Annotated in this window: 21 protein-coding genes; 15 read left to right on the plus strand and 6 right to left on the minus strand. The window is 44.1% G+C overall.

The window, feature by feature from the left end; translation table 11 throughout:
* Nucleotides 1-263 precede the first annotated feature (263 nt).
* A complete protein-coding gene (locus tag DN53_RS05315; RefSeq protein WP_165357289.1) occupies nucleotides 264-2,357 on the minus strand; it encodes a putative porin in 2,094 nt (697 codons plus the stop codon).
* 145 nt (nucleotides 2,358-2,502) lie between these two features.
* Between DN53_RS05315 and DN53_RS05320 the strand changes: the two genes are divergently transcribed.
* From DN53_RS05320 to DN53_RS05335, 4 genes are all read left to right on the plus strand, one after another.
* Nucleotides 2,503-3,099: a ribonuclease HII gene (locus tag DN53_RS05320; protein WP_129653371.1), complete on the plus strand. Its 597-nt coding sequence runs from the start codon at nucleotides 2,503-2,505 to the stop codon at nucleotides 3,097-3,099.
* Between the two features lie 29 nt (nucleotides 3,100-3,128).
* Nucleotides 3,129-5,582 (plus strand): ribonuclease HII, encoded by a 2,454-nt coding sequence (locus DN53_RS05325; protein ID WP_129653372.1) that lies wholly within the window; start codon nucleotides 3,129-3,131, stop codon nucleotides 5,580-5,582.
* Between the two features lie 128 nt (nucleotides 5,583-5,710).
* Nucleotides 5,711-7,030, plus strand: coding sequence for an OmpA family protein (locus tag DN53_RS05330; RefSeq protein ID WP_129653373.1), 1,320 nt, complete (start codon nucleotides 5,711-5,713; stop codon nucleotides 7,028-7,030).
* A gap of 16 nt (nucleotides 7,031-7,046) precedes the next feature.
* Nucleotides 7,047-7,739, plus strand: coding sequence for a TapB family protein (locus tag DN53_RS05335; protein ID WP_129653374.1), 693 nt, complete (start codon nucleotides 7,047-7,049; stop codon nucleotides 7,737-7,739).
* Between the two features lie 592 nt (nucleotides 7,740-8,331).
* Here DN53_RS05335 and lipB read toward each other — a convergent pair.
* The 3 genes from lipB to DN53_RS05350 are packed head-to-tail and all read right to left on the minus strand — an operon-like array spanning nucleotide 8,332 to nucleotide 9,983.
* Nucleotides 8,332-9,048 (minus strand): lipoyl(octanoyl) transferase LipB, encoded by a 717-nt coding sequence (gene lipB, locus DN53_RS05340; protein ID WP_129653375.1) that lies wholly within the window; start codon nucleotides 9,046-9,048, stop codon nucleotides 8,332-8,334.
* Nucleotides 9,049-9,079: 31 nt separating this feature from the next.
* On the minus strand, nucleotides 9,080-9,820 hold the full coding sequence (locus DN53_RS05345; RefSeq protein WP_129653376.1) for a hypothetical protein: 741 nt from the start codon (nucleotides 9,818-9,820) through the stop codon (nucleotides 9,080-9,082).
* A 7-nt stretch (nucleotides 9,821-9,827) separates the two neighbouring features.
* Entirely contained in the window at nucleotides 9,828-9,983 is a 156-nt protein-coding gene (locus tag DN53_RS05350; protein WP_129653377.1) for a YqaE/Pmp3 family membrane protein, read from the minus strand.
* 91 nt (nucleotides 9,984-10,074) lie between these two features.
* Between DN53_RS05350 and DN53_RS05355 the strand changes: the two genes are divergently transcribed.
* The 5 genes from DN53_RS05355 (at nucleotide 10,075) to DN53_RS05375 (ending at nucleotide 18,157) form a co-directional block, all read left to right on the plus strand.
* Entirely contained in the window at nucleotides 10,075-11,124 is a 1,050-nt protein-coding gene (locus DN53_RS05355; protein WP_129653378.1) for a helix-turn-helix domain-containing protein, read from the plus strand.
* Nucleotides 11,125-11,224: 100 nt separating this feature from the next.
* Nucleotides 11,225-11,770: a thioredoxin family protein gene (locus DN53_RS05360; RefSeq protein ID WP_129653379.1), complete on the plus strand. Its 546-nt coding sequence runs from the start codon at nucleotides 11,225-11,227 to the stop codon at nucleotides 11,768-11,770.
* 65 nt (nucleotides 11,771-11,835) lie between these two features.
* Nucleotides 11,836-13,527 (plus strand): lysine--tRNA ligase, encoded by a 1,692-nt coding sequence (lysS, locus tag DN53_RS05365; protein ID WP_129653380.1) that lies wholly within the window; start codon nucleotides 11,836-11,838, stop codon nucleotides 13,525-13,527.
* Between the two features lie 241 nt (nucleotides 13,528-13,768).
* Entirely contained in the window at nucleotides 13,769-16,621 is a 2,853-nt protein-coding gene (locus DN53_RS05370) for a TonB-dependent receptor (RefSeq protein WP_129653381.1), read from the plus strand.
* A gap of 105 nt (nucleotides 16,622-16,726) precedes the next feature.
* Nucleotides 16,727-18,157 (plus strand): SLC13 family permease, encoded by a 1,431-nt coding sequence (locus DN53_RS05375; protein WP_129653382.1) that lies wholly within the window; start codon nucleotides 16,727-16,729, stop codon nucleotides 18,155-18,157.
* Between the two features lie 498 nt (nucleotides 18,158-18,655).
* Here DN53_RS05375 and DN53_RS05380 read toward each other — a convergent pair whose 3' ends face one another.
* Nucleotides 18,656-19,387 (minus strand): hypothetical protein, encoded by a 732-nt coding sequence (locus DN53_RS05380; protein WP_129653383.1) that lies wholly within the window; start codon nucleotides 19,385-19,387, stop codon nucleotides 18,656-18,658.
* Between the two features lie 267 nt (nucleotides 19,388-19,654).
* Here DN53_RS05380 and DN53_RS05385 point away from each other — a divergent pair, with 267 nt between their 5' ends.
* The 6 genes from DN53_RS05385 to DN53_RS05410 all read left to right on the plus strand — a co-directional run bounded on the left by DN53_RS05385 (nucleotide 19,655) and on the right by DN53_RS05410 (nucleotide 25,505).
* Complete coding sequence (locus DN53_RS05385) at nucleotides 19,655-22,153, plus strand: zinc-dependent metalloprotease (RefSeq protein WP_129653384.1); 2,499 nt, start codon at nucleotides 19,655-19,657, stop codon at nucleotides 22,151-22,153.
* A 176-nt stretch (nucleotides 22,154-22,329) separates the two neighbouring features.
* Nucleotides 22,330-22,518 carry a hypothetical protein gene (locus tag DN53_RS05390; RefSeq protein WP_129653385.1) on the plus strand — a complete coding sequence of 63 codons (189 nt, stop codon included), beginning with the start codon at nucleotides 22,330-22,332 and terminating at the stop codon, nucleotides 22,516-22,518.
* 106 nt (nucleotides 22,519-22,624) lie between these two features.
* Nucleotides 22,625-23,071, plus strand: a complete 447-nt coding sequence (locus tag DN53_RS05395) for a hypothetical protein (RefSeq protein ID WP_129653386.1) — start codon at nucleotides 22,625-22,627, stop codon at nucleotides 23,069-23,071.
* A gap of 172 nt (nucleotides 23,072-23,243) precedes the next feature.
* The gene (locus DN53_RS05400; RefSeq protein ID WP_129653387.1) at nucleotides 23,244-24,059 is read left to right on the plus strand and encodes an SH3 domain-containing protein; all 816 of its coding nucleotides are present in this window, start codon (nucleotides 23,244-23,246) and stop codon (nucleotides 24,057-24,059) included.
* Between the two features lie 127 nt (nucleotides 24,060-24,186).
* Nucleotides 24,187-24,786, plus strand: a complete 600-nt coding sequence (locus DN53_RS05405) for a transcriptional regulator (RefSeq protein ID WP_129653388.1) — start codon at nucleotides 24,187-24,189, stop codon at nucleotides 24,784-24,786.
* On the plus strand, nucleotides 24,783-25,505 hold the full coding sequence (locus DN53_RS05410) for a DUF3307 domain-containing protein (protein WP_129653389.1): 723 nt from the start codon (nucleotides 24,783-24,785) through the stop codon (nucleotides 25,503-25,505). Before DN53_RS05405 ends, DN53_RS05410 begins: the two co-directional genes overlap by 4 nt.
* A gap of 50 nt (nucleotides 25,506-25,555) precedes the next feature.
* Here DN53_RS05410 and DN53_RS05415 read toward each other — a convergent pair whose 3' ends face one another.
* Nucleotides 25,556-26,386 (minus strand): NAD(P)H-binding protein, encoded by an 831-nt coding sequence (locus tag DN53_RS05415; protein WP_129653390.1) that lies wholly within the window; start codon nucleotides 26,384-26,386, stop codon nucleotides 25,556-25,558.
* Between the last annotated feature and the right edge of the window lie 22 nt (nucleotides 26,387-26,408).

Consider the following 26,408-nt stretch of genomic DNA (forward strand, 5'->3'; position numbering starts at 1 on the left):
CCGCATCAAAATGGTTCTTAATTCTCTTTACGCTGTCGTTACAATATGTATATGAACTTCTTGTTTCTTCTAACTCAAATTGAACCGGATTTTACTCCCGTTCCTCTTTCGTTAACGCCCTGCCTTATCAGCTAAGCGGGTGCAAATATACGCACGTTATTTTCTTTCCACAAAATGTTTTGAGGTATTTTTTTTCAAAAAAATGCATTAAAAATGTAAGCCACTGTTTTTCAGATACCATTGTTTTCAATTTACTTTTTCTTTTATGAAAAGAAATTCCAAACCAGCCCAAAACGGATAACAAAATCCCTGTACGGGTAGTTAGGGGCCGAATAATAATTGGGCTCTGAAAACATTGAGTTAAGGTGTTCCGCTTTTAGATATATGCGTGTCTGTCTTACCTTGGCATTTATAAAAAAGTCCAACAAAGGATAGCCCCCCAACTCCTCATTGTTCTGTATATAGAACTCCCCCAAAAGAGGATTATATGCATTCATGTTGTATGAAGTAAAGTATTTGAAGGTAACCCCGGTCTGTATATACATTGCCTTTTTAAAAACATCACTTGAAAAATACAGGCTGTTTCTGGTCAATAGCTGGGGAAGGTTCAAAACCTGATTGTCCTGCGTAACCTCTTGATACAGTATTGTATTGGCCAACGCCCACTTTCTCCATTTGAACTCCTTGGTATATTTTGCCCTCAGATGGTTTATGGTGGAGGACTCTTGAAAAGGTTTCACAAAAGCAGTCTCCTGCGCATTATCTATTTGTTCCTGCGTGGCGGTCGACATGAAATAGGTGTAGTTGTCTATGGCGCTGAATTCAGCTTCGAGCCTTCCGAACAACTTTGAATCAAACCCAGCCTTTATACTTTGCACTTGCTGCTTTTCGAAAGTATCCGAGTTCTGCCAATTATAGTTCCTGTAATCACTCTGATACAATAGATAATTGAAATCTGGCATTCGGGATGACATGTGGATCCCCCCAAACACTGCATTATTTTTGTTCAATTGATAACGGACTCCAGCATTTAAAATATTCCCCGTAAGATCACCCACCACCGTATAGTTTAAATCGCCATACAAAGACAGCGGACCTATACGCTTTGAATACGCCCCACCTATGGCAATTTCCTGTCCATCCAATTTATTTTGGATGGTTCCTTCTTCGGTTATTATGATTCTGTTAAAGTAATAGTTGTAATTGTACAAGCTGGCGCTTCCCGTAAGCTTACCCAAGGTCCTGTTGGAAAACTCCACACTCCCTTTATTGAACATGGTCTTCAATCTGGCCCTGTCCACAATGGGAACTTCATAAGGGTCATCCCCAAAGGCATCATTCTGTGCTGATTGTTCAAAATCGTACAGTTTGGTTTCATAGGTAAATTCGTGGCCAATGGTCAAGGTAGTCGGGTTGGTATCGGTGGAATCCTTTTTATGGTTGACCAATTTGTAACGCTGGTCAAAGAAATACCGCTTCCCCAAAACCCGATTGTTGGCATTGGTATACCGCACATCTATTTTGGATCTATCTTGAAAATCGGGCAAATCCCCTTCAAACTGATTTCGGTTCAACAATCCCCCGTTTTCCTGTCCTTCCAATTCTTGCGCCGCAATATGGCCTCGAACCGCATACCTGCCATTTTGGGTGATATAATTAAAGGTGGTCCTGAAATTTCCCGATCGGGCCTGCTCATACCTATATTTCCCCAAAGACCTAAATCCATTGAACGCCAACGAAGCATTGAACCGCTTTGATGTATTAAAGGTGAGCATGGCATCCAAAAACTGCCCTTGCTCCATGGATGTCTTGAACATCAGTTCTGTCATGGGCGTTGCCACATTGTAGTAGTCAACATCCTCCACCTCAAAATATCTGGCGTGCTTCGCGGTTGCGCCCATACGCGGATAGTAGGATCCTTTGGAAAAGGTTTTTCCCAATTCATTATAAGGTTGCCCCATATTGGCAAAAGGCATCAACTCAAAATCATCCTCCCTTATATAATTGTATTTATACTCCTTATATATGGTAAGGGTCGTATCCAGAATGGTGGTATCCCTAGCGTAGGAAATAATCTTATAATCCGCAATGGAAACAGAGTCGGCCTCCACTATTTTTTTCTCCATACGTATAAACCTGCTCCTTTTTTCAGGATCAACCTGTGACGAAGAATCTTTTTGTTTTGTTTTTGGAGGACCCTTCTTTGCCACTTTTATAGAATCCATCTGCTGTATCAGCAAGGAATCCTTCTCGGCAATTTTTAAAGAGTCTGTCTCTTTTTGCGGGGGTATGGAATCCTGCTGTGCAAAAAGAACCTGTCCCAAAAAAAAGAGTAGGGCAAAAAATAGAAATCTCATTCCATGGTATTGGTCTGGCAAAGGTATACGTTTTGTTTCTAAAGAAATGTGAAAAATTTCCCGGCAAGCTATAGCGGCACACCCTGAGAAGCCAATATTTGGTGTTGAACAAATGAGCCCTTATCTTTCACCTTCATTGACCAACATGCTACAGGCACTATATAAACATCCGAACGAAGCGGGAACCGATGAAGCGGGAAGAGGCTGTTTGGCCGGACCGGTGACCGCGGCCGCCATTATTCTTCCCGAAGGTTTCACCAACAACGTCCTAAACGATTCCAAACAGCTTACCGAAACCAAAAGGGATGCCCTACGCCCCATTTTGGAGCAAGAAGCCGTTTCTTTCTCGGTATGCCATGTTTTTCAGGATGAAATTGATGAAATCAATATTCTCAATGCATCCTTCCTGGCCATGCACAGGGCACTGGACACCATGTCCCATAGACCCAGCTTTATTTTGGTGGACGGAAATCGGTTCAAACCCTACCCTGCCATTGCCCATGAATGCATCATCAAAGGAGATGGCAAATACATGAGCATTGCCGCCGCTTCGGTATTGGCAAAAACATACCGGGACGAATACATGGCGCAAATCCATGAAGAATTCCCCATGTACAATTGGAAAAAGAACAAAGGATACCCCACCAAAGAACACCGAGAGGCCATAAAAAAATACGGATTGACGCCATATCACAGAAAAAGCTTCAGACAGCTGCCCGAACAATTGACTCTGGATATTTAAAAATTCTAACTTTGTTCCAAACTTCAAAAATGAGACGTAAGGTACTTTTTTGCTTGCTCCCACTTTTCATCCTAGCCTGCAAAACCGAGGTAAAGACCAAAGATTCGTTATTGGACCACCTGCCTCCCAACGCCGCTTTGATCATAAAGATCAACAATCTGGCCAATTTCAAGAGTGAACTCAAGAACAATTCCTTCTTGGCCAAGACCAAAGGCTTTTCCATCCATGACGAACTTATGAACCAACTGGATGGTATGAATCATGTATCCACGGACCAGCCTTGCGTTCTTGCTTTTTATGAAATGGGCAAGGACAACTATGATTTTGTCCTAATATCCAATAAAAATCCAAACCTCTTCAACGTACAAGAGGTGAGCAACAAAACCGTTGAGACCCTTTCCTATGAAGGCAAAGACCTAACAAAATACAGCTTGGACGATTATGAGATATTCGCCATGTCCCATAATGGTGATATGATTCTCGCTTCTTCCCAAATGCTCATGGAAAATATGATACGGGCCAAGGGCAGTACTCCCATCAATCCCACCTTGGAGAAACTTTATGAAACTGCGGGCATCAATAAATCGGCCACATTGTTAATGAATTTGGACGGAAACCCATCGCTTCTGTCCTTGAACGACAAGAACAAAAGTAGTAAGCCTTTTTCGGAATGGGTCTCCCTTGATTTTACGGCCAACTCGGACGAGGTGAGCCTCAACGGCATTGCCATGGCCCCGGATTCCACCAAAAATTTCATCAATCTGTTCAAGGGCACGGCGCCACTTGCCAATAAAACCCCACAGTATGCTCCTTTGAACGCGCAGGCCATTCTTTCATATACCTTTGACGATTACCAGGTTTTTGCCAAGAACCAGAACATATATCTGGACCGCGTAAAACCTGTGGATTCCCTTTTTAATACCATAGAGGAGGTGGGCATTATTTATTTGAACAACCAAAAGGTGGTGCTCTTGAACTCCTATGGCACTGAAAGCCTCTCGGACTTTTTGGATCGGGACAAGGCTTCTTCACAATCCTACCAAGGCAGTGAAATCATTGAACTACAAAAGAAAAATTTATTGACAGAGGGATTTGCCCCTTTGGTTTCCGGTTTTGAGGCCAACTATTGCACCATTCTGGAAAACAGCTTTGTTTTTTCCGAAAGCAAAGAGGCCTTGCAGACCATCATCAACAACCATAGCAGTGGCACCTCGTTTAGCAACAGTCCCATATTCCAAACCGCAAAGGCTCCTTTGGCCAACGAATCCAGCATGTTGTTCGTATCAACGGATTCCGGAATTGATTTCTTTGCCGAACAGGAACTGGCCCCCAAGCTTTTTGAGCCTATCCAAAAAACGGATTTGGACGAATATGCCTTTGCTTCGCAGATTGTGGGCGACAGTGATTTTGCCCATCTCAATCTACTGGTCTCCAAAGTAGGAAAGAAGGTAACCTCCAACACCGTGACCCCTTTGTTTACCTTGGAATTGGATACCGATCTGGCCATTGACCCCCAATTTGTGAAAAACCACAGGACCAATAAGCAGGAAATCGTGGTACAGGACCGCAACAATGTGCTTTACTTGATTTCCACGGAAGGCAAAGTACTATGGACCAAACAACTGGACAGTAGGATCCGTGGTCCCATCCAGCAGGTTGATATTTACAAAAACGGAAGGCTGCAGTTGGCCTTTTGCACCAGCAATCAGTTCATGATTCTAGATCGCAATGGCGAGGATGTTCCTCCGTTCAAGATCAATTTTGAAGGAGGAAACCTAAATCCATTGGCCGTCTTTGATTACGATGGAAGAAAAGACTATCGGTTTGTGATCACCCAGGGTAGAAAGGTCCATATGTACAATAACAAGGCAAAGGTTGTGGGTGGATTCACGTTTACCGAAGCTTCCAGCCCGATCATTGCCGCCCCAAAGCATTTTAGGATGGGCAATAGGGATTATCTAGTGTTCCAATTGGAGGACCAGACCCTCAAAATCCTGCATAGGACCGGAAAGGACCGTATAAAGGTTGCGGAAAAGATAGATTTCTCCAACAATGAAGTGTTCCTATACAAGAACAAGTTTTCCATGACCAACAAAAAAGGGGTGCTCCACCAAATAGACACCAATGGCAAACTCACCGCTACCAATTTCAACCTCAACAAAGACCATGGCATGTATGCCACAAGCAACACTTTGGTGTTCATGGATGACAACATCCTTAGCATTAAAGGCAAGAAAGTGGAGTTGGACCTTGGTGTATATTCAAAACCTAAGATTTTCTACATCTACGATAAGATCTATGTGAGTGTGACCGATATCCAAAACCAAAAAATATACCTGTTCGATAGTCAAGCGGAGCCCATTCCCAATTTTCCCGTATTTGGAAACTCCCTTATTGATCTAACCGATATGGACAACGACCGAAAGTTGGAGCTGGTGGCCAAGGACCAAGAAAATTCATTGATCGTGTACAAAATGAATTAAGAAGACCTTCATTGCGGCTTATACATTGGTTTGCACGAGTTACACATTTTAACCAGCTATGAGGAGTAGTGTTTTGTACTTTGGATGGAATTATTTTTCATCAAAAACCATAAGTAAAGTACACAATAATGAAAACCTCCAACAAAACCGTCTTCAGTTTATTGATTGTTCTGATGATTGGCTCCAGCATCAACGCCCAATTCCTGAAAAAACTGGGCAAAAAAGCCGAACAAGCGGCACAGCGAACCATTGAACGAAGGGTTGACAAAGAAACCAGCGAAAAGACCGACCAGGCTTTGGATAGCATTTTGGAACCCGGTTCTGGCCAAAAGCAAGGTCCCAACACTCCACAAGGAAACGATTTGCCCACAAATACCGGAAACGATTCCGGCAACAATACCAATAGCGGTGGAATCACGGCTCCACAGGCAAAGAGCATTACCGTATACAGTAAGTTCGATTACGTCCCGGGGGACAAACTCATGTTCTTTGACGACTATTCCAAAGATTTTATAGGAGACTTCCCTGCCAAATGGAACACCAATGGCAGTGGCGAAGTCGTTACCATAGATGATTCCCCACAGCGTTGGATGGAGCTTGTTCCCGGATACGGTATCCATTACATTCCCAACATGCCCGAACTGCCCGAGGAATATACCATAGAGTTCGACTTGTTGACCTACGGTATGGACAACCAAACATCATCCACAGCGGGGATTGAAATCAGCCTAAGTGATGACCCAAATTTCAATGCCGGCAACAATTATGCGGAGGCTTGGCTTCCCGTTGGTCAATATGCCGCTTTTGGAATACGTGCAAGGAATCACACCCGTGGTGAGGGGGTTACCATCAATAGTGAGGTCAGAGCCGATATACGACAGGCCGTGCTCAACCAGCCCCATATCTCCATTGCGGTGAACAAGGCCCGCTTTCGCCTTTGGGTGAACGAGGAAAAATATGTGGACATTCCGCAGATGGTACCCATGAACAAGTTAACCACCCTTAAGTTCAATGTCAACGGACTTAAAGATGGGAAGGAAAAAATCTTCATCTCCAATCTTAAAGTGGCCGAAGGAGGCGTAGACCTTCGCAGAAAACTCCTTTCCGATGGCAAGGTATCCACCAATGGGATTCTTTTTGATGTGGGCTCGGCCAACATACAGCCGCAGTCCATGGGAATTATCCGCCAAATATCACAAGTGCTCGCCCAAGAAGCTTCCATGAAGCTGAAGATTGTAGGCCATACCGATGCTGACGGTTCCGATGAGAGTAATCAAAAGCTTTCCAAGGACCGGGCAGAAGCCGTAAGAAACGCCTTGGTATCCGTTTATGGGGTATCTGCAGACCGATTGACCTCGGAAGGAAAAGGGGAAAGCGAGCCCGTGGGGGACAACAACACCCCAGACGGCAAGGCACAGAACAGAAGGGTTGAATTCATCAAACAATAAGAACAAAATACAATATATGAAACACTATTTTTTCGCATTGCTCACCGCAATGTTTTCCTTGGGTATTGCCTTGGGGCAATCCAACTGCAGCCATTATTATCCTTTGGTGGACGGGGCCAATTTCCAATACACCAGTTATGACAGAAAAGGCAATGAAGATGGAAAGACGAGCTACAAGGTCACCCAAGTAAATGGTTCAGGGGACAATGTCAGCGCAACCATGGTCATGCAATTGGAGGATAAAAAAGGAAACACCTACGACTCGGAATACCAAGTCACCTGTGACGGCGATAAGGTCAAAATCGATTTTAAATCCCTGATGAACGAGCAGATGTTGCGGCAAATGGGCGATATGGAAGTGGAAGTTTCCGGAACGGATGTGGAACTCCCTGGCAATCTTGGTGTGGGGCAGGAACTCCCCGATGGCAATGTGAGCGTACAGATGAAAATGGGCGGGGCCATGAACATGAACATGAACGTGGAGACCATCAACCGAAAAGTGGAAAAAGAAGAAACCGTGACCATCCCGGCCGGCACCTTTGAGTGTTACGTGATTTATAGTGAGACCCGAACCAAAATGATGATGGCCAACCAGACCATGCCCTCACGGGTATGGCTTGCCAAAGGCGTGGGGATGGTAAAACAGGAATCCTACAACAAAAAGGGAACGCTCATCGCAAGTATGGAGCTGACGGCCTACAACCAGTAGTAAAAATCACATCTATAAAATAAAAACCGGGGCATGGCCCCGGTTTTTTCAGTTCAAAAGAACTATGGTTTCATATACTGTACTTCAATTTCATTTAAGCGATTAAGAAAATCATCCAATTTATTTTTCCAATCCAGCATTCCTCTATCATTCCCTAAACTTTTGTCCTTGGGAAAATCCAACTGAATCCCTTGCCCCCTAATTTGACAATGCGAACAATTGTGGATATCAATTTCATAGGTCCTATAATTCCACCATGCAATAAAATCCAACCAAATTGAATTATAACTGGGATTTCTTCGAATTGACCATGAATAAATTAAATTCGGGGTTTTATCATTTGTCCGCCATTTTGGCTTTCCCTTAAACACCCTTTCAACTTCATTACCTATTTTCCAACCCACACCTTCCAATCGATTCCGAAGGTCATTTATTTGCCTATTTTGCTTGGTGTGGGTTAAATCAACTTTGACATCCATTACTCAATTTTCACTACTGATGGTCAAGCTAAATGAAGTTCTATGAAAATCCATGGGCCAATTGACGAATGGCCCACTTTAATTGACGGATGAAGATAAAAAGCAGTGTTTGTTTATACGATGGATTCCGAAGAAACCAACTCCGCCTCAAATAATGCAGTAAAATGTTTGAGGAGCTTTGCTTTAACTTCCTCAATATCCACTTCTTTTTTCCCGAGTTCCACATTAAGGGAAGTCACGGCCTTATCTTTTATCCCACATGGGATCATTAGGTCAAAATAGCCCAGATCGGCATTGACGTTCAGGGCAAACCCATGCATGGTCACCCATCTACTGGCCCGTACACCCATGGCACAGATTTTTCGGGCAAAGGGAGTGCCCACATCCAACCAAACACCGGTCTCCCCTTCGGAGCGTTCGGCTCTTAGGCCATATTCGGCCAAGGTTAAAATCACCATTTCTTCCAAAAACCGGAGGTATTTGTGGATATCTGTAAAGAAATTGTCCAAATCCAAAATGGGATAGCCCACTACTTGTCCCGGGCCGTGATAGGTGATGTCCCCTCCCCGATTGATCTTGTAAAAAGTGGCCCCTTTTGCCTTCAGCACCTGTTCATCCACCAACAGATTGCCTATATCCCCGCTTTTGCCCAAGGTGTAGACATGGGGGTGTTCCACAAACAAAAAATGGTTAGGGGTATCCACCTCGGTACCTTCCCTCCTATTCTTGACCTTTAGGTCAACAATATCCTTGAAAAGCGCTTCTTGATAATCCCATGTTTCCTTGTAATCCCTATGTCCAAGGTCCTGAACCCTTACTTTCTTGTTCATGGCACAAAGATACGAAGGCTTGGGCGGAAATCTATTTTTCCAGCTTTACCTGAAGGTCCAATGCGGTAGGATCTCTCATTAGGTCCAAAAAGGGGACCTCATAAATGAGGGTCTTGCCATCGGCACTGAACGTGGCCTCTTCCAAATTGGTGGATTTCACCTTTCTTGGGAAATGGTATTTAATGGTATAGGTAGACCCCGAAAGGAACATCTCGGCTCCCGCCAAACTGTCCAAACCTTGTTGGAACAATTCTTCGTCCACTATTTTGGCCTTTCGTGAGAAAGTATTTCCCTTAAAGGTATAATTGACTTCCGTGGCCTGTTCAGAACCTGACAAGGGTGTGGGTTGTTGTTTACTTTGGCCTGGACCGAGCATACCGGCCTCCTTAAACGAATTGAAAGCATCGTTGACCTCGCTGACATTTTTGAACTCGCTGAACAGGTCGAACTTCATTATTTTTTCCTCAGGCTTCATCACCATATGGAGGTTAAAAGGCTCCAACCGTTTCAGTTTGGCCTGCTCTTCCGGCGAAAGCTGGGCAATACTGTCTTTCTTTTCAGCCAAAAGATCTTTGAAGGATATAATGGAATCCATAGGTTTCTCATCACTCTGTGCCATTTCATCCCCTGCCATTTGCATGAGTTCGGAACCATCAAAATTAATGGACAGTTTACCCGATCCATCTTCCTTGATATGGATCTCTTCGGTAAAATTACAGGAATAGGTAAAAATAGCCACAAGGGCACAAGCCAAGACTTGGGTACGTTTCATACTGATTTTAGTTAGTGTTATTAAGAATGACCAAGGCCCCAATAACTCCCGGAACCCAGCCACATAGGGTCAAAAGTAACACAATTAAAAAAGAGCCACAACCTTTCCCGATTACGGAAAGGGGTGGAAAAAAAATAGCCAATAGTACTCTCCAAAAACTCATGATCTTGATTTTGATTGATGATACCTATTAGTATACAAATGGGAGTATTTGTTACACAAAACCCTTACTTTTAAACCTTATTGATTTTGATATGCGGCTTTTGGTATTCTTACTGGTCTTGTTGGCCTCCCCCATGCTAAGGGGACAGTACCAGTTTTCGGGCGAGCTTTCCCAAAACCACTCTGGCCAGACGGTCTATTTATCGTTGGTAGAGAATTACAGGAAGTCATCCCGGATTTATTTGGATCAGATCATCAAAAAGACCCAGGTGGACTCACTGGGGCATTTTCAATTTGAAGGGGATAATCTGCCCATAAAAAATAGGATCTATCGAATTCATATGGATGGCTGTACCAATGAAGGTGAAGCCCTTCATTATTTGGGCGAATGCAACAACAGTCAAAGTGTGGTCTTTATCGCCAATAACCAGGACACCCTATATTTCCCCTCTTCGTTTGATGACCAACCGCTTTGCTCCATTACCTCCACCAATCCAAAATCCAGTCTGTTGTTGGAAGTAAAGGCTTTAAAAGATGAAATGGCCTATGATTTTATGACCTATCCCAGTGCCACCAACCAGAACCTCAATACCAAAAAATGGTTCAAGACCTTGCACACCTTCGGACAAAACTCCAACGAGCCTTTGGTGGAACTCTTTATTTATGATTTTCTTTCCGACAAAAGAAATGAAACCTATCCCCACTATCTTAAGGACCTTGCCACAAACCCATACTACAATGCACTTTCGCAACGGCTACAGGCCACCTATCCCAATACAGAGTTCACTGAGGAATTCGCAACCGAAATTGAAATGGACAGCCAATGGGTCAGTGCCGATACATCCCAATTTTGGCCATGGAAATGGGTTGTATGGTCCCTTTTGATCCTATCGCTATTGGCCAATGTGTACTTTTTGGCCTCACGAAAAATGCAGATGCAAAAAAAAACGCAATCCCATTATCAACAACTCACCCCCCAAGAGCGAAAAATTGCACAGGGCATTCTACAGGATAAGAGCAATAAGGAGATTGCCATGGAGCTGTTCATAAGCCTCAGTACGGTGAAAACCCACATCAACAACCTCTACAAAAAATTGGGGGTCTCCACCCGTGAAGAGATTTCGCATCTCCTCAAGAAATAAAATTTCAACCGGGGGTCTAGTCCCTATTTCCATCCCAGAAAATCTGCCATGGGCGTTGTTTTTATAGAATTTTCGACTCCAATCCGTAATCGAAAGAACTATGAAAAACATCATTCTTACAACATGCACGCTACTCTGTACCGCAATGGTTTTTGCCCAAGAATTCAATCAGGAAATTGTCCAAGAGGACGGAAAACGGTTTCTGGTCGGTAAAATCAATTTGGATGGCCTACGCAGCCAACCCTACCAACAATGGTACCTTCAAGGGCATCAGAGCTATAGTGTGGACAGTACCATGGTGAACCTTTTCAAGGAGAAACTCTCCGATTACACCATCACATTATTCTTGGGCACCTGGTGTGGCGACAGCAAAAGGGAAACACCCCGGTTCGTTAAAATTTTGGAGGCTGCGGAGTTTCCCATGGACCAATTGCAGCTCATTGCCTTGGACCGAAGGAAGGGGCATTACAAGAAAAGCCCGACCGGTGATGAAAAAGGGCTCAACATCATCAAAGTCCCCACCATGGTCTTCTATAAAAATGGCAAGGAGGTAAACCGCATCGTGGAACGACCTATGGAAAATTTGGAGGAAGACATCGCCCAAATCGTCCACGAAAGACCCTACATCCCCAATTATGCACATTAAGACAGGGACAAGGCAAGATATTAAAGCGCAAAAGTGTAATTTTGCGCTTTAATTTTTTATAGACTATGCAACTATCGGAACAAGAAATCGTTCGAAGGGAAAAATTGACCAAACTCAAGGAAATGGGAATCAACCCCTATCCTGCAGCATTGTATCCTGTTGATGCCACTTCCAAGAGCATCAAGAACGATTTTGAAGAAGGGAAGAAGGTAGTGATTTCCGGTAGATTGATGTCGCGCAGAATCCAAGGGAAAGCCTCGTTTGCCGAACTTCAGGATAGCGATGGCCGTATCCAGGTCTACTTCAATCGGGATGAAATATGCCCCGATGACGACAAGACCCTTTACAACGAAGTCTATAAAAAACTGTTGGACATTGGTGATATCATAGGGGTTGAAGGTGAACTGTTCAAGACCCAAGTAGGTGAAAAAACCGTGATGGTAAAAAACTTCAGCTTGCTAAGCAAGGCCTTGCGACCCTTGCCTTTACCAAAGGTAAATGACGAAGGAAAGGTATACGATGCCTTCAATGACCCGGAACTGAGGTACCGCCAACGTTATGTGGATTTGGTGGTGAACCCACAGGTGAAGGATACGTTCATCAAAAGGACCAAGATTACCAATAGTATCCGTGAATTTTATAACGAAAAGGGGTATTTGGAAGTGGAAACCCCCATTTTGCAACCTATTCCAGGGGGAGCGGCCGCACGTCCATTTTTGACCCATCACAACGCATTGAACATTCCGTTGTACCTACGGATTGCCAACGAACTGTATCTAAAACGATTGATCGTAGGTGGTTTTGATGGGGTATATGAGTTTGCGAAGGATTTCCGTAATGAAGGAATGGACCGTACCCACAATCCAGAGTTTACCGTAATGGAGCTTTATGTGGCCTACAAGGATTACAACTGGATGATGGACACCACCGAAAAACTATTGGAAAAAGTGGCCATGGATGCCACGGGAAGCACCAAGGTAAAAGTAGGTGAAAACGATATTGAATTTAAGGCCCCCTATCCTAGGGTCCCCATTTTGGAGGCCATAAAAATCCATACCGGCTATGATGTAGCGGGCATGGGTGAAGATGAACTTCGCGAAGTGGCTAAAAAACTGGGCATTGAAGTGGACGAGACCATGGGTGTGGGCAAACTCATTGATGAAATCTTCGGGGAAAAATGTGAGCACCATTACATACAGCCTACATTCATTATTGATTACCCCAAGGAGATGAGTCCTTTGACCAAGGAACATCGAAGCAATCCAGCGCTAACCGAGCGCTTTGAGCTCATGGTGAACGGGAAGGAACTTGCCAATGCCTACTCGGAGCTCAATGACCCCATTGATCAACGGGAGCGTTTTGAAGATCAGCTCAAACTTTCTGAAAAAGGGGATGATGAGGCCATGTTTATAGACCAAGATTTTCTCCGTGCCTTGGAATATGGTATGCCCCCAACCTCTGGAATTGGGATCGGGATAGACCGCTTGGTCATGTTGATGACCAACAACTCTTCTATCCAAGAAGTGCTGTTCTTCCCACAAATGCGACCCGAAAAGAAAAAAGTGGAGCTTACCGAGGAGGAAAAAATCATCATGGATATCCTGAAACCTGTAGGGGAAATGCCCTTGGCCGAACTTAAGGAAAAAGCAGGTCTTAGTGGAAAAAAATGGGACAAGGGCACCAAAGGCCTATCCAAGCATGGGCTCTTAAAAATTGAAAAAGTAGACGATACTCTTACGGCCAAATTTACGGGATAAGTGCTATTCCATCACACTGGATTGAACTAAAAAATCGATTCCGAGTGGCCAAAAATTGATACTACTTCCCAGCTACATATTTTATGAATAAAAGGCCCTTCGGGGCCTTTCTTTTTTCATTAAAGCCCTGTGCTTCAACACCTATATTAAAAAAAACCTTTACCTTAAGGAATAATTCCTTCGGAATATGAAAGGAATTTCGGCAGCCCCCATCATAATATCTAACTTAAAAACTAACAACATGAAAAAATTGAAACTACCATTTTTTCTGGCCTTCTTGGCTACCTTAACAAGCATGGCACAAGAAGTCACAGGAACGGTCTATGATGACCAAAATGTGCCCTTACCGGGAGCCTCGGTCCAAGTAAAAGGAACTACCACAGGAGCCATTACCGACTTTGACGGAAACTACACTATTGAAGCGAATACCGGGGATATCTTGGTTTTTTCTTACGTTGGCTTCAATACCCAAGAAGCAACCGTTACAGGCAGCACATTGGACGTTACACTACAAGCAGGGCTCGAATTGGAAAATGTAGTGGTGGTGGGATCACGGAATGCCAATAGAACCGCCACGGACACACCGGTACCTGTGGATGTTTTGGATGTCACCGAATTGGTGCAATCCGCCCCACAAGTATCCGTTACGGAAATCCTGAACTATGCGGCACCTTCATTTTCATCCAATCCACAAAGTATCTCAGATGGTACCGACCACATCGCTCCTGCCTCGTTACGTGGACTTGGACCTGATCAAGTATTGGTGCTCATCAATGGAAAAAGAAGGCACAAAACCGGCCTTGTCAATGTAAATGGGACCTTTGGTCGCGGTAGCGTGGGAACCGATATGACAACCATCCCATCCAACTCCATATCCCGTATAGAGATATTACGGGACGGTGCAGCCGCACAATACGGTTCCGATGCCATAGCAGGGGTCATCAACATTGTACTCAAAAAAAGCGTGAACGAACTGCAGGTAGACCTGACCACTGGGGCCAACTTTACCAGTGAACACGGTCCGGACAAAAATGTGGATGGCGAAAAGGTCAACCTCGGACTCAACTACGGTCTCCCCATTGGCAAGGATGGTGGGTACATCAATTTCACAGGAAACTTTAATTACAGAGGTTCCACCAACCGTATGCAGGAATGGGAGGGTACCATTTTTAATGCATACAACAGCATTGAAAGGGTTGCTTCCAATGATAATTATGACATTTCCTTGCTTTTGGATGACGATTTGGATGATATTTTCCAGTATGCCGGAAGTGCAGGAATTACCCTTAACGGCGATGAGACCAAAGAGGAACTTCAGGATATCCTCAGTGCTGATGCCACGGATTCCGAACTTTCTGCGAGAGGTCTCCAACGAAGCGATTTCAATATGCAGGTAGGGCAGTCCGAAATACGCGGGGCACAATTCTTCGCCAACCTGTCCATCCCCTTGGGTGAAAACCTGGAACTGTACAGTTTTGGTGGGCTTAGCTTTAAAACTGGTACTGCCGCAGGGTTTTACCGGTTACCCAACCAATCCAGAACCTATACCCCTGCCTATCTCAACGGATTTCTACCAGAGATCAACTCAAACATCTCCGATCAATCAGTGGCGTTTGGGATAAAAGGTATGTTGGGCGATTGGAATGTTGATTTTAGCAACTCCTACGGCAGGAACGAATTTCTGTATCGCATTACCAACTCCAACAACGCCTCTTTGGCCAACTCCACACCTTTTGAAGCAGATTCGGGAGGTTTCAACTACAGTGAAAACACCACCAATTTTGATATGAGCCAGTTTTTCGATGATATTTTAGCCGGTCTCAACATTGCCTTTGGTGCAGAATATCGGGTAGAGAACTATTCCATTGTGGCAGGGGAAGAAGTGTCCTATGCACAATACAATACCTTGGGCAACGTGCATGATCCCACGGACCCCGATTCTATGGTTCCTGCTGACTTTTTTGGTTCTTCCCGTCCTGGTGGTATACAGGTGTTCCCCGGTTTTAAACCGGATAATGAAGTGGATGCTTTCAGAAATGCCATTGCTGGTTATTTTGATGTAGAGGCGGATTTCACGGAAAGTATTTTGGTGAGCGGAGCCGTCCGTTATGAGAATTTCTCCGATTTTGGAGGAACTTTAAATTTTAAGTTGGCTTCCCGGATAAAAGCGTCAGAAAATTTCAATATTAGAGGTGGACTGCAAACTGGGTTCAGGGCACCTTCCCTACACCAGATTCACTATAGCTCCACATCCACATTGTTTGTTGATGGTATTCCCAATGAAGTGGGGATTTTCTCAAACACATCAAGGGTGGCCCGCCTTTTGGGCATAGAAACGCTTAAGGAAGAGACTTCTTTTGGGGGAACAGTTGGTTTCACGGCCAGAGTGCCCAGTGCCAACCTTAAAATCACCCTGGATGGGTACTTGGTCAACATAGATGATCGTGTCATATTGACCGGGCAATTTGATGACAATGGAAATGCGGAACTGGCCAACTTGTTTCAACAGGCCAACGCAACCCAAGCAGCATTCTTTGCGAATTCTGTAGATACCCAAACCAAGGGGATAGACCTTGTAATTGACCACAAGGCAACCCTTTCAGACGATATTTCATTGACCAATACCTTGGCCTTCACCTTTTCAGAAACTACGGTAGAAGAAGTAAAGGTTCCCGAGGCCATTGCCAATGCGGGATTGAGCGATACATATTTCGACCCCACCAGTCGAATTTATCTGGAATCTGCCGTCCCTACCACCAAAGGAAATCTTTCCCATAACCTAAAGGTAGGGGACCACTGGAACTTCTTTTTGCGAAATGGATATTTTGGTGAAGTAGAGGAAGCTACCAATAACGATGACCCAACCATAGACACCACCTTTGGCGGAAAGGTCATTACCGACCTTACTGTAGGCTATGATTTTTCAAGCAATCTAAGGCTTACCGTTGGAGCCAACAACCTACTTGATGTTTATCCCGATGAAAATGACCCAGCCTTTAGATCCGATGGAAGGTTCATTTACTCCAGACGATCCGTGCAGTTCGGTACAAATGGGCGACATGTTTTTGGAAGGCTCACATTCAAAATAAGATAATTGTTATATCGCAATGCATATAAAGCCCCACGTTTGTTGGGGCTTTTATTTGAAATGAAAACTGGATTTTTAAGTTTTCCTAAAAAAGCATAGCTTAGGACCTCAATGGAACTAAGCAAAAAACTAGGGCTCTTTCTTGGGCCTATCGCCTTTCTTATTCTGGTTAATTTGCCCATGGAACTGGTTTCCGAAAAAGGGGATGCCGTAATTTCCGTTGCGGTATGGATGTTGATCTGGTGGATCACCGAAGCGGTTTCCATTTCAGTCACAGCACTTCTTCCCCTACTGTTGTTGCCCATACTTAAAATATTACCCATTGCCGAGGTGGGCGCCAATTATGGCAGTCCCATTGTGTTCCTCTTCTTTGGGGGATTTGTGATGGCCTTGGCCTTGGAAAAGGTAAATCTGCATCGGCGTATCGCGCTCAACATCATAAAACTGACGGGAACCACACCCAACAAGGTAATTTTGGGCTTTATGATCGCCACGGGCTCACTGAGTATGTGGATCAGCAATACGGCCAGTACCGTGGTCATGCTACCCATTGCCCTTTCCGTAATCAATTTGTTGATCAATGATGAGGATGGTTTTACCAAAAACGACCAGAATTTTGCTCTTAGCGTTATGCTCGGGATTGCTTTTTCGGCCAATGCAGGAGGAATTGCTACCGTAATCGGCACCCCACCCAACTCGGTACTCATTGGGCTCTTGGAAAATGAATACAACACCGAAATATCCTTTTTAAAATGGATGACCATAGGGCTCCCTTTTTCCATTGTTATGATCGGTATTTGCTACTTGGTCTTGGTGAAATGGATGTATCCCAACAGGGATTTGAAGTTCAATGCCTCCAAAGAGGTCATACAATCGGAGTTGGAGAAATTGGGTCCAACTTCCGGAAAAGAAAAACTGGTGTTGGCCATATTTGGGGTCACCGTGTTCCTATGGATCTTCCGAACCTTGATCAACAGTATTTTCCCCAGTTTGGGCCTTACCGATACCATGATCAGCATTTTTGCGGCCCTTGCCTTGTTTTCCGTTCCGTACAGTCTAAAAAAGGGAGACTTTATCATTGAATGGAAGGACACCAGCAAATTGGCCTGGGGTATATTGATTTTGTTTGGGGGTGGACTAGCCCTGGCACAAGGCATGTCCAGCAGCGGCATTGTGGATATGGTGGCCAACGCCATTGCCCAAAGCGAGATAAGTATTCTTCTCACCGCATCCTTATTGATTTTCCTGATGCTGTTTATGACGGAACTGATGAGCAATGTGGCCCTTGTGGCCGTCTTGGCCCCAGTTGTGGCCGGTATTGCCATAGGATTGGATGTTCCCCTACTCTACCTATTGATCCCGGTTACCATTGCCAGTAGCTGCGCCTTTATGCTACCCATGGCCACACCGCCCAATGCTATTGTATTCGCCAGCGGACACGTAAAAATTGCCCAAATGGCCCGAGTGGGTGTTATTTTAAACCTGATAGCAGTGGTCTTGTTGATTTTGGTGTTCCAGTTTGTGATTCCCGTATTGTTCTAAACAACAATGCCCCTCCGATAGGAAGGGCATTGACAAACTAACTAACTCAAAAAAATAGTAGAAACTAACTCAACTCTATTCTAATCCATACTTTTTAAATCCCCCTCGGTTCAACTTATCCATTTTTTCACCTTTTCAGAGTACTTCGGAAAGATTTAAAAGCGACGTCACCTGTTCACCATCGTGCCGTCTATTTTTAATAACACTACAAAGATATAACCCTAAATAGTGAAGATTATTATAATTAGTTTTTTGTTAACGTAGTAGGAAAAGCAACACGAAAGCAACATCGTCAAACTTGTCCCTCATCTGTTGAAAGACCTGCGTCCTTTGTTTTCAAAATTTAATGGATTGACAAAATTACCTACGTTTCTTTGCTTTCTGCGCTTTGCTGATTTTTGTGTTATATTTTTGTTAATCAGCCTTTTGAAGGTGAAAGACCCTCAAAAAGAGGGCCTTCCTAATTCAAAAAAATTGTAAAATGAAAACCAACTCATTTTACCTCGTCTGATCCGCGTAGGGATCAAAGTTTTCGGGTAGATACTTGGACGTATCAAAACCCAATTCCACTTCGTCATCTTCCATATAGTTCACCGATGCGATTTCAATCACATTGGTATAAGGATCAAAATCCTCAGGAAGCATGTACTCGGTATCCAGACCTAGTTCCAGTTCCACATCATCCTCGATGTAGGCAATGGCGTTCAAATCCACATAGATCTCATAAGGAGAGAATCCTTCGGGAAGATAATCCCAGGTATTGAAACCCAATTCCATATCTTCTTCCTCCAAAAAGTTGATTCCATGGACATCCACTACTTCGGTGTAAGGGTCAAACCCATTGGGAAGGTAGTTCTGGGTGTCAAACCCCAAATCCAGTTCAACTTCGCTTTCTAGGTATATAATGGAATTCAAATCAAAATAGGTTTCATAGGGATTAAAACCCTTGGGGAGATACTCTGAGGTGTTGAACCCAAGGTCCATATCCATCTCTTCCTCCATAAACTCTATTTCGTCCAAATTCAGTTCATAGAACCATGCATTTGTCCCATCGGAAAAATCAAAGGTTGTTTCGTTCCAATCAGCACTTAGATTCAATGCTGTAAAACTGTTTTCAAAAGTGCTTTTGGTCTCCGGTTTCGATTGTTGGACCATACCGGGTTGCTGGTCAGCGGCTATGGCGGAACTACTTAAAAGTACACAACCATACATTAATAATAACTTGTTCATTTTTTGATTGAATTTTTTGATTGATGATATGCTTATAAGACTGTTCATATTCTAGATTGTTACAGTCTTTTGAAATTTTTCACAAAAACCGAATGGCCGTTCAGCCCAGTCATAGGTAGGATTTTAACGCGAAGTATCAGTAAAACGCAGGACTCCCATGAATTACATCATTTCACAAAAAAAACAATCATTAATATTTATTTAACAGTTCATTTTGTCCATTTTTTAGTTCTTTGACCCCATCGCATTTTTCAAACCGACGAGAAAATGATCAAAAAACTACTCCCTCAACTATTCATTGCATTTGTTTTATTGGGTGCTTTTCAATCTGCTGAAGCGCAACTTTTCAAAAAGAAAAAAAAGAACACCGAACAAAAAAAAGAGGATAAGCCGAAACCTGGTGACATTCAACCGTATGACAAAGTCATTACCAAAGAGGCCAAGACCGATGCGGGACTTTTTAGTGTACACGAAGTAGAGGACAAATATTTTTATGAAATCCCAGATTCGCTTTTCAACAGGGAGATGCTGATGGTGAGCCGTATTTCCAAAACTGCCACTGGAATAGGTTTTGGTGGGGGAAAAATCAACACCCAGGTGCTCCGTTGGGAGAAAAAACCCAAAAAAGTATTGCTCCGTGTGGTTTCCTACGGAAATGTTGCCGCGGATTCACTTCCCGTACATGAGGCGGTGGTCAACTCCAATTTTGAACCCGTACTCTTTGCATTCGATATCAAGGCATTCAACAAAAAAGACTCCTTGAACCCGGCAACGGTGATCGAGGTGGACCCCCTTTTCACCAAGGATGTAAATGCCTTGGGCATGCCTGACGCATATCGCAAGCAGTATAAGGTAAGTCGTGTGGATGGTGATCGTAGTTTTATCGAATCCATTAAAAGTTACCCCTTGAACATAGAAGCGCGCCACGTAAAAACGTATGCGGCCGGGGAACCTCCCAGCAATCAAAGTACAGGTTCTATTTCCATAGAAATCAACAACTCCATGATCCTATTGCCCAAAGAACCCATGAAACGCCGGTATTTTGATGAGCGTGTGGGCTGGTTTGCCAGAGGCCAAGTGGATTATGGTCTGGACGCCCAAGAGAGCAAAACCGTTCGATATTTGGATCGGTGGCGCTTGGAGGTGAAAGATGAGGATATTGAAAAATACAAAGCGGGCGAATTGGTAGAGCCCAAAAAACCCATTGTCTATTATGTGGACCGTGCCACCCCAAAAGAGTGGGTCCCTTATATTAAAAAGGGTATTGAAGATTGGCAGGTAGCCTTTGAGGAAGCTGGGTTTAAAAATGCCATCATTGCCAAAGACCCTCCCACCAAGGAGGAAGACCCTGAGTGGTCCCCCGAGGATGTTCGCTATTCGGTGGTCCGGTATTTGGCTTCCCCCATCCCCAATGCCAATGGTCCGCACGTAAGCGACCCAAGAAGTGGAGAGATTTTGGAATCCGACATCAACTGGTACCACAACGTCATGAGCTTGTTGCGCAATTGGTTCTTTGTCCAAACGGCAGCCATCAATCCCAATGCCCGAAGCGTACAGTTCAAAGAAGATATTATGGGTAGGTTGATACGGTTTGTATCTTCCCACGAAGTGGGACATACCTTAGGACTTCCACACAATATGGGAAGCAGTGTGGCCTATCCCGTGGATTCGCTACGTTCGGCAAGCTTTACCCAAAAATATGGTACCGCACCTGCCATTATGGACTATGCCCGTTTCAACTACGTGGCCCAGCCCGGTGATGAAGGTGTGGCCCTTATGCCCAATATCGGCATATATGACAAGTATGCCATTCGATGGGGCTATAAACCCATTTTGGATACATCTGCCGAAGAAGAAAAACCCATCCTGAACAGCTGGATCAGAGTACATGAGAACGATCCCATGTACCGATTTGGACATCAACAAGTTGGGGATATCCATGACCCAAGCTCTCAAACGGAGGATTTAGGGGACGATGCCATAAAAGCCAGTTTATATGGTATTGCCAATCTTAAGCGCATTATGCCCAATCTTATGGAATGGACCACGGAGGATGGCAAGGATTATGAAGACCTGAAAACCATGTACGGACAGATCATTGCGCAATTCCAACGTTATATGGGACATGTATCCAATAATATCGGTGGAGTATATGAATACCACAAAACTGCCGATCAAGAAGGCGCCGTGTATACCCATGTAGATCGCGAACACCAAAAAAACTGCATGGGCTTTCTGCAAGAGCAACTCTTTGAAACCCCTGAATGGTTGTTGGACCAAAACATTATCAATAAAATCCAATATTCAGGTTCGGTGGATCGTATCCGTGCCATGCAGGAACGTTACCTGAACACCATTTTACATTTGGGTAAACTGGCCCGGATCATCGAAAATGAGACCATCAATGGCAAAAATGCCTACGGTCTCTTGGAAATGATGCGTGACCTTCGTAGGGGCATTTGGTCCGAAACCCGAAATGGAAAGGCCATTGATACGTATAGAAGGAACCTCCAGAAAGCCCATATAGATCGTTTGGAATACTTGATGACCGCGGATAATTTGGGTAAGCTTCCTGATTTTGGGGGGTATCAAAAATCGACAGTGGTCAATACCAGCCAGTCCGATATTCGCTCTGTGGCCAGGGCCGAGCTCAACAATTTGAAAAGCGATATCCGAAGTGGTCTGGGTAGAATTTCCGATACCATGAGCCGGTACCACCTTCAAGATGCCTTGGAGCGTATTGACCTGATTTTGGAGCCAAAATAGCCACAAAGCCTTTGTAAGAATTTACTTTGGAAATTGGGTCTTGAGGGGTAAACCGTGCATTTTATCGGTTATACCATGCTTTTTATCCCGTTCACATCTACATCGAGGTGTTTCACAACATATCGTGGAGTTTGATATTTGGATTACCTACTTTAGTAGTCCCAAATCTCAAAATCATGACCTACAAAACAAAAAGCCTTATCTACTTTTCGTGCTTTGTGGTTGCCTCTTTGGTGTATTACCAAATTGAGCAACAGGACGAGCTCCAAGAGCACATGGATTCCGAAACCTTCGTAGAGGCAGAGTTCCAAGATGAAATGGAACCTGAAAACCCACAACTTGATTTTGAGGAAGATCAAAAGTGATTTCCCTTTGACCCACTACTGTTAAAAGCTTCACAATTGTTGTCTTAGTGATTAAACCATGGAACAAAACCCTTGTCCTAGGAACAAATCATTAAAATTTAAACATATGAAACGATTCGCAGTATTGATGGCACTATTGGTAAGCCTTGGTGCCATGGCGCAAAAGCAAGATGGTCATAAAATGCACAAAGGCCCTAAAATGGATATGACCCCAGAACAGATGGCCACGCTCCAGACCAAAAAAATGACGTTGGCCCTTGATTTGACCGATGCCCAACAAAAAAAGGTCATGAAAATACATCTGGATGAGGCGCAGTCCAGAAAAGCCAAGTGGGATGAAATGAAAGCCAAGAAAGAAAGTGGCGAATGGACAAAACCCACTTCCGAGGAACGATTTGAAATGGAAAATGCCAGATTGGACCACCAAATCGCCCATCAGGAAAAAATGAAAGAGGTATTGAATGATGAACAATACCAAACCTGGAAGAAAATGAGAAAGCATAAAGCCATGCATGGCAAAAAGAAAATGCAGGAGAGAGGAAGAAGAGGATAGTGTTTTTTGTTGATTTTTTAGAAGCCGCGCCTGCCATGGACGCGGCTTCTCTGTTTTATAAACCTGTTCAGGGCCCTTTTCGCATAAGCTGTGAACCATTCCCCTATTTCTGGCCGTATATATAAAGACCTCCCTAAGAACTGCCTTAGTCTAATCTTTAAAATTTATAATCATGAAGGCACGTTTTTATACCACACTACTCGTTTGCATATTTGCATTTTCTTCCATTTTTTCCCAGCACAACCCAGAGCAGGCCGGTTTTGGCGAATTTCAGCCCGGACAGCAAGTTTATGTCTTTGGCAATGAGGTACAGCTGAGAACAGCCCCGGATACCTCCTCGGACGTTTTACAAAAACTGAAAATCGGGGAATGGGTCAAAATCATTGAAAAAACACCCAATTCTTGGCCTTACAACGGTTTTGAATCTCCGTTTTACAAAGTAAAGTACAATGAAATGACCGGGTACATCCTTGGTGGACTGCTATCCATCCAAAGGAAAACCTTAAAGGGCACCCATTACTATTTTGCACTTTCCAAACAGGGAAATACCGTGTTTTTGAACATCAGACATGTACAGGACGGCACCTATTGGGAGAAAAAGACCCGATTGGTCCACACCGATTTTAAGATTACGGTCTTGGGCGATAAAGGGGTACCCAATTTGGATGGGATCCTTTTTGTTGATTATCTGTCCAATACCGAGGATAGGGAAAATGGGGGCATTTATTTGTTTCCCCACAACCATATGCTCACCGAAGTGGTACAACTTTCCCAAGTTTCAGAAGCCGGGAACTACTATCATTCCGAAAACCTCATCTTTCCGGATGATCACGGTGGCATCCCTGATAAAATCTTCTATAAGAAAGAGCAAGGGAAAAACTTGGATGCTTCCTCCAATTGGATACAGACTGCCGTGGAAACCCGTGAGCTAAGTTGGGTGGATGGTAAACTGATTCCCAAGTACAACAAGAAGGTTCCCAATCCATGATCGGGGTCGTTGTACAGATATCTCCCGTTATCTGCCCATAAACAGATATTTACAATTATCTGCTATTTTACAGATATTTTTGTTTATCTGCCAATAAACAGATATTTTTACATAAACAAAGATTAAAATGGTAGGTATTCTTACGGGAGATATCAAAAACTCCACAGACCATAAGACAGCGAAGTGGTTGCCCCTTTTAAAGCAGGCCTTGGACCAATATGGACATGAACCCTTGCAATGGGAAATCTATCGTGGGGACAGTTTTCAACTACAGACCATTCCAGAGCAGGCCTTGGAAGCTGCAGTATACCTCAAGGCCTGTATAAAACAGATTCGCCATATGGATGTAAGGATAGCCATTGGATTGGGCGAAAAAACCTATGAGGCACAAAAAATTACGGAATCCAACGGACCTGCTTTTGTATATTCGGGAAAGTGTTTTGAAAATCTCAAAAAACAAAATCTGGCCATCAAAACAGCGAATGCCCAGTTTGATGATCACATCAATCTATTGCTGGAATTGGCCCTTTTGACCATGGACAACTGGACCCCGGCCATATCCAAAACAGTACAAAAGGCGATTGAAAACCCCAAAATGAACCAAAAGGAACTGGCCTCCATATTGAACAAGTCACAAGGGAACATCAGCGAGGAACTCAACAAGGCCGGATTTGACGAAGTGCAAAAAATGATCCATTTTTATAGAACCCAACTCGCACAACTATGATACTGGCCCTAAAACTCATGCTCGCCCATTTTATTGGGGATTTTGTTCTGCAACCCGCCCATTGGGTAGATGACAAGCTCCAGCACAAATGGAAATCCAAATACCTCTATTGGCATATTGGGGTGCATTTAATCACGTTACTGGTTCTCCTACAGTTTCAGCATTTGGGAGCCGTAGCCATCATTATCGTTACCCATTACCTCATCGATATCGGAAAATTGGCCCTGACCAACGAAAAAAACTTCCGATGGCTCTTTGCAGCGGACCAAATTCTACATCTGGTGGTCCTTGGAATCGTGGCACATTGGATAAGCCCTTTTGAGGTGGATGTCCACTCCATCATCACGGAGCAACATCTCCTACTGGCCACTTTTTTGGTGTTTGTCACTTTTGTGTGCGGTATACTTATGCGGATGCTCTTGGCGCCCTACATTGATGAAATCGCCCGCGATGATGAATCGGAAGAAGGAGGTTCCCTAAAAAATGCCGGAAAATACATTGGCATGCTGGAGCGCCTTTTTGTGTTCGGATTCATCCTATTGCAACAGTGGGCTGCCATAGGCCTGTTGATTGCGGCCAAGTCCGTGTTCCGTTTTGGCGACCTCAACAAAGGAAAAAATAGAAAACTTACCGAATATGTCCTCATTGGTACACTATTGAGTTTTGGGTTGGCCATACTATCTGGATTGGCTTATAGTCATTTAAAAGAATTGCTCTGATCAGAAAACAGGCCCTTTGGGCCTGTCCTTTTATCTTTCCATCCACAAACCTAGGTAGTTGGAGTCCAAACCCCGGTAGCGGCGGTTTCCCGTACGTATTCCGAAAAATCCTTCGGGGCTCTTCCCAACACCTTCTCAATACCATGGGCAATTACCTCATTTTCCTTGTTCCCCAACACTTCAGAAAACAAATAATTGATCAACCAGACGTAGTCTGAAGGCACGCCAACCTCTTCCATCATCTTGGTATAGGCTGGAAGCGAAATCGGGGTGAAAGCAATGTCTCTTCCGGTTGCTTTTGCAATATCGGCCACCACTTCCTCAAAGGTCAAGAAACGGGCCCCGGTCAATTCATAGGTCTTGCCATCATGCCCCTCGTTCATCAATACCTCAACCACCACATCGGCAATGTCATCCGTATCCACAAAAGGTATTTTTGCCTGTGCCATGGGCAAGGCTACATGTCCGGCCAAAATGGGATCTAAAAAGAAACTCTCGCTAAAATTCTGATTGAACCAACTCGCCCGGACTATGGTATAATCTATTCCGGAATGGACCACCACCTGCTCACAAAGCTCTGCTTCCCGCTCTCCCTTTCCGGATAAAAGCACCAACTTTTTTATGTTTTTCTGTTGGGCCACTTTCACCAATTCCTCAATGGCTTTTAAAGCGCCGGGCACGGCAAGGTCGGGCTGAAAGGCAATGTACACCTTGTCCATACCGTCCAATGCATCTGCCCAAGTGGCCCTATTTTCCCAATCGAAAGGGATGGCCTCACTGCGCGACCCCACACGGACATTTTGTTGCCGCTTTGTAAGCCGTTCAACAACCTTACGTCCTGTTTTTCCTTTTCCTCCTAAAACTAAAATGTTACTTGTCATGATCCTATGGTTTATGATTTGA

It is taken from the genome of Flagellimonas olearia, assembly GCF_004150225.1.
In the GTDB taxonomy this organism is placed as follows: domain Bacteria; phylum Bacteroidota; class Bacteroidia; order Flavobacteriales; family Flavobacteriaceae; genus Flagellimonas; species Flagellimonas olearia.

Bases quoted from the DNA above. Each gene is read 5' to 3' on its own strand.
- DN53_RS05320 (WP_129653371.1), top strand. From the start codon at position 2,503: ATGCTACAGGCACTATATAAACATCCGAACGAAGCGGGAACCGATGAA.
- DN53_RS05400 (WP_129653387.1), top strand. From the start codon at position 23,244: ATGAAGGCACGTTTTTATACCACACTACTCGTTTGCATATTTGCATTT.
- DN53_RS05325 (WP_129653372.1), top strand. From the start codon at position 3,129: ATGAGACGTAAGGTACTTTTTTGCTTGCTCCCACTTTTCATCCTAGCC.
- DN53_RS05375 (WP_129653382.1), top strand. From the start codon at position 16,727: ATGGAACTAAGCAAAAAACTAGGGCTCTTTCTTGGGCCTATCGCCTTT.
- DN53_RS05355 (WP_129653378.1), top strand. From the start codon at position 10,075: ATGCGGCTTTTGGTATTCTTACTGGTCTTGTTGGCCTCCCCCATGCTA.
- DN53_RS05410 (WP_129653389.1), top strand. From the start codon at position 24,783: ATGATACTGGCCCTAAAACTCATGCTCGCCCATTTTATTGGGGATTTT.
- DN53_RS05360 (WP_129653379.1), top strand. From the start codon at position 11,225: ATGAAAAACATCATTCTTACAACATGCACGCTACTCTGTACCGCAATG.
- DN53_RS05395 (WP_129653386.1), top strand. From the start codon at position 22,625: ATGAAACGATTCGCAGTATTGATGGCACTATTGGTAAGCCTTGGTGCC.
- DN53_RS05385 (WP_129653384.1), top strand. From the start codon at position 19,655: ATGATCAAAAAACTACTCCCTCAACTATTCATTGCATTTGTTTTATTG.
- lysS (WP_129653380.1), top strand. From the start codon at position 11,836: ATGCAACTATCGGAACAAGAAATCGTTCGAAGGGAAAAATTGACCAAA.
- DN53_RS05345 (WP_129653376.1), bottom strand. From the start codon at position 9,820: ATGAAACGTACCCAAGTCTTGGCTTGTGCCCTTGTGGCTATTTTTACC.
- lipB (WP_129653375.1), bottom strand. From the start codon at position 9,048: ATGAACAAGAAAGTAAGGGTTCAGGACCTTGGACATAGGGATTACAAG.
- DN53_RS05380 (WP_129653383.1), bottom strand. From the start codon at position 19,387: ATGAACAAGTTATTATTAATGTATGGTTGTGTACTTTTAAGTAGTTCC.
- DN53_RS05330 (WP_129653373.1), top strand. From the start codon at position 5,711: ATGAAAACCTCCAACAAAACCGTCTTCAGTTTATTGATTGTTCTGATG.
- DN53_RS05350 (WP_129653377.1), bottom strand. From the start codon at position 9,983: ATGAGTTTTTGGAGAGTACTATTGGCTATTTTTTTTCCACCCCTTTCC.
- DN53_RS05415 (WP_129653390.1), bottom strand. From the start codon at position 26,386: ATGACAAGTAACATTTTAGTTTTAGGAGGAAAAGGAAAAACAGGACGT.
- DN53_RS05390 (WP_129653385.1), top strand. From the start codon at position 22,330: ATGACCTACAAAACAAAAAGCCTTATCTACTTTTCGTGCTTTGTGGTT.
- DN53_RS05370 (WP_129653381.1), top strand. From the start codon at position 13,769: ATGAAAAAATTGAAACTACCATTTTTTCTGGCCTTCTTGGCTACCTTA.
- DN53_RS05405 (WP_129653388.1), top strand. From the start codon at position 24,187: ATGGTAGGTATTCTTACGGGAGATATCAAAAACTCCACAGACCATAAG.
- DN53_RS05315 (WP_165357289.1), bottom strand. From the start codon at position 2,357: ATGAGATTTCTATTTTTTGCCCTACTCTTTTTTTTGGGACAGGTTCTT.
- DN53_RS05335 (WP_129653374.1), top strand. From the start codon at position 7,047: ATGAAACACTATTTTTTCGCATTGCTCACCGCAATGTTTTCCTTGGGT.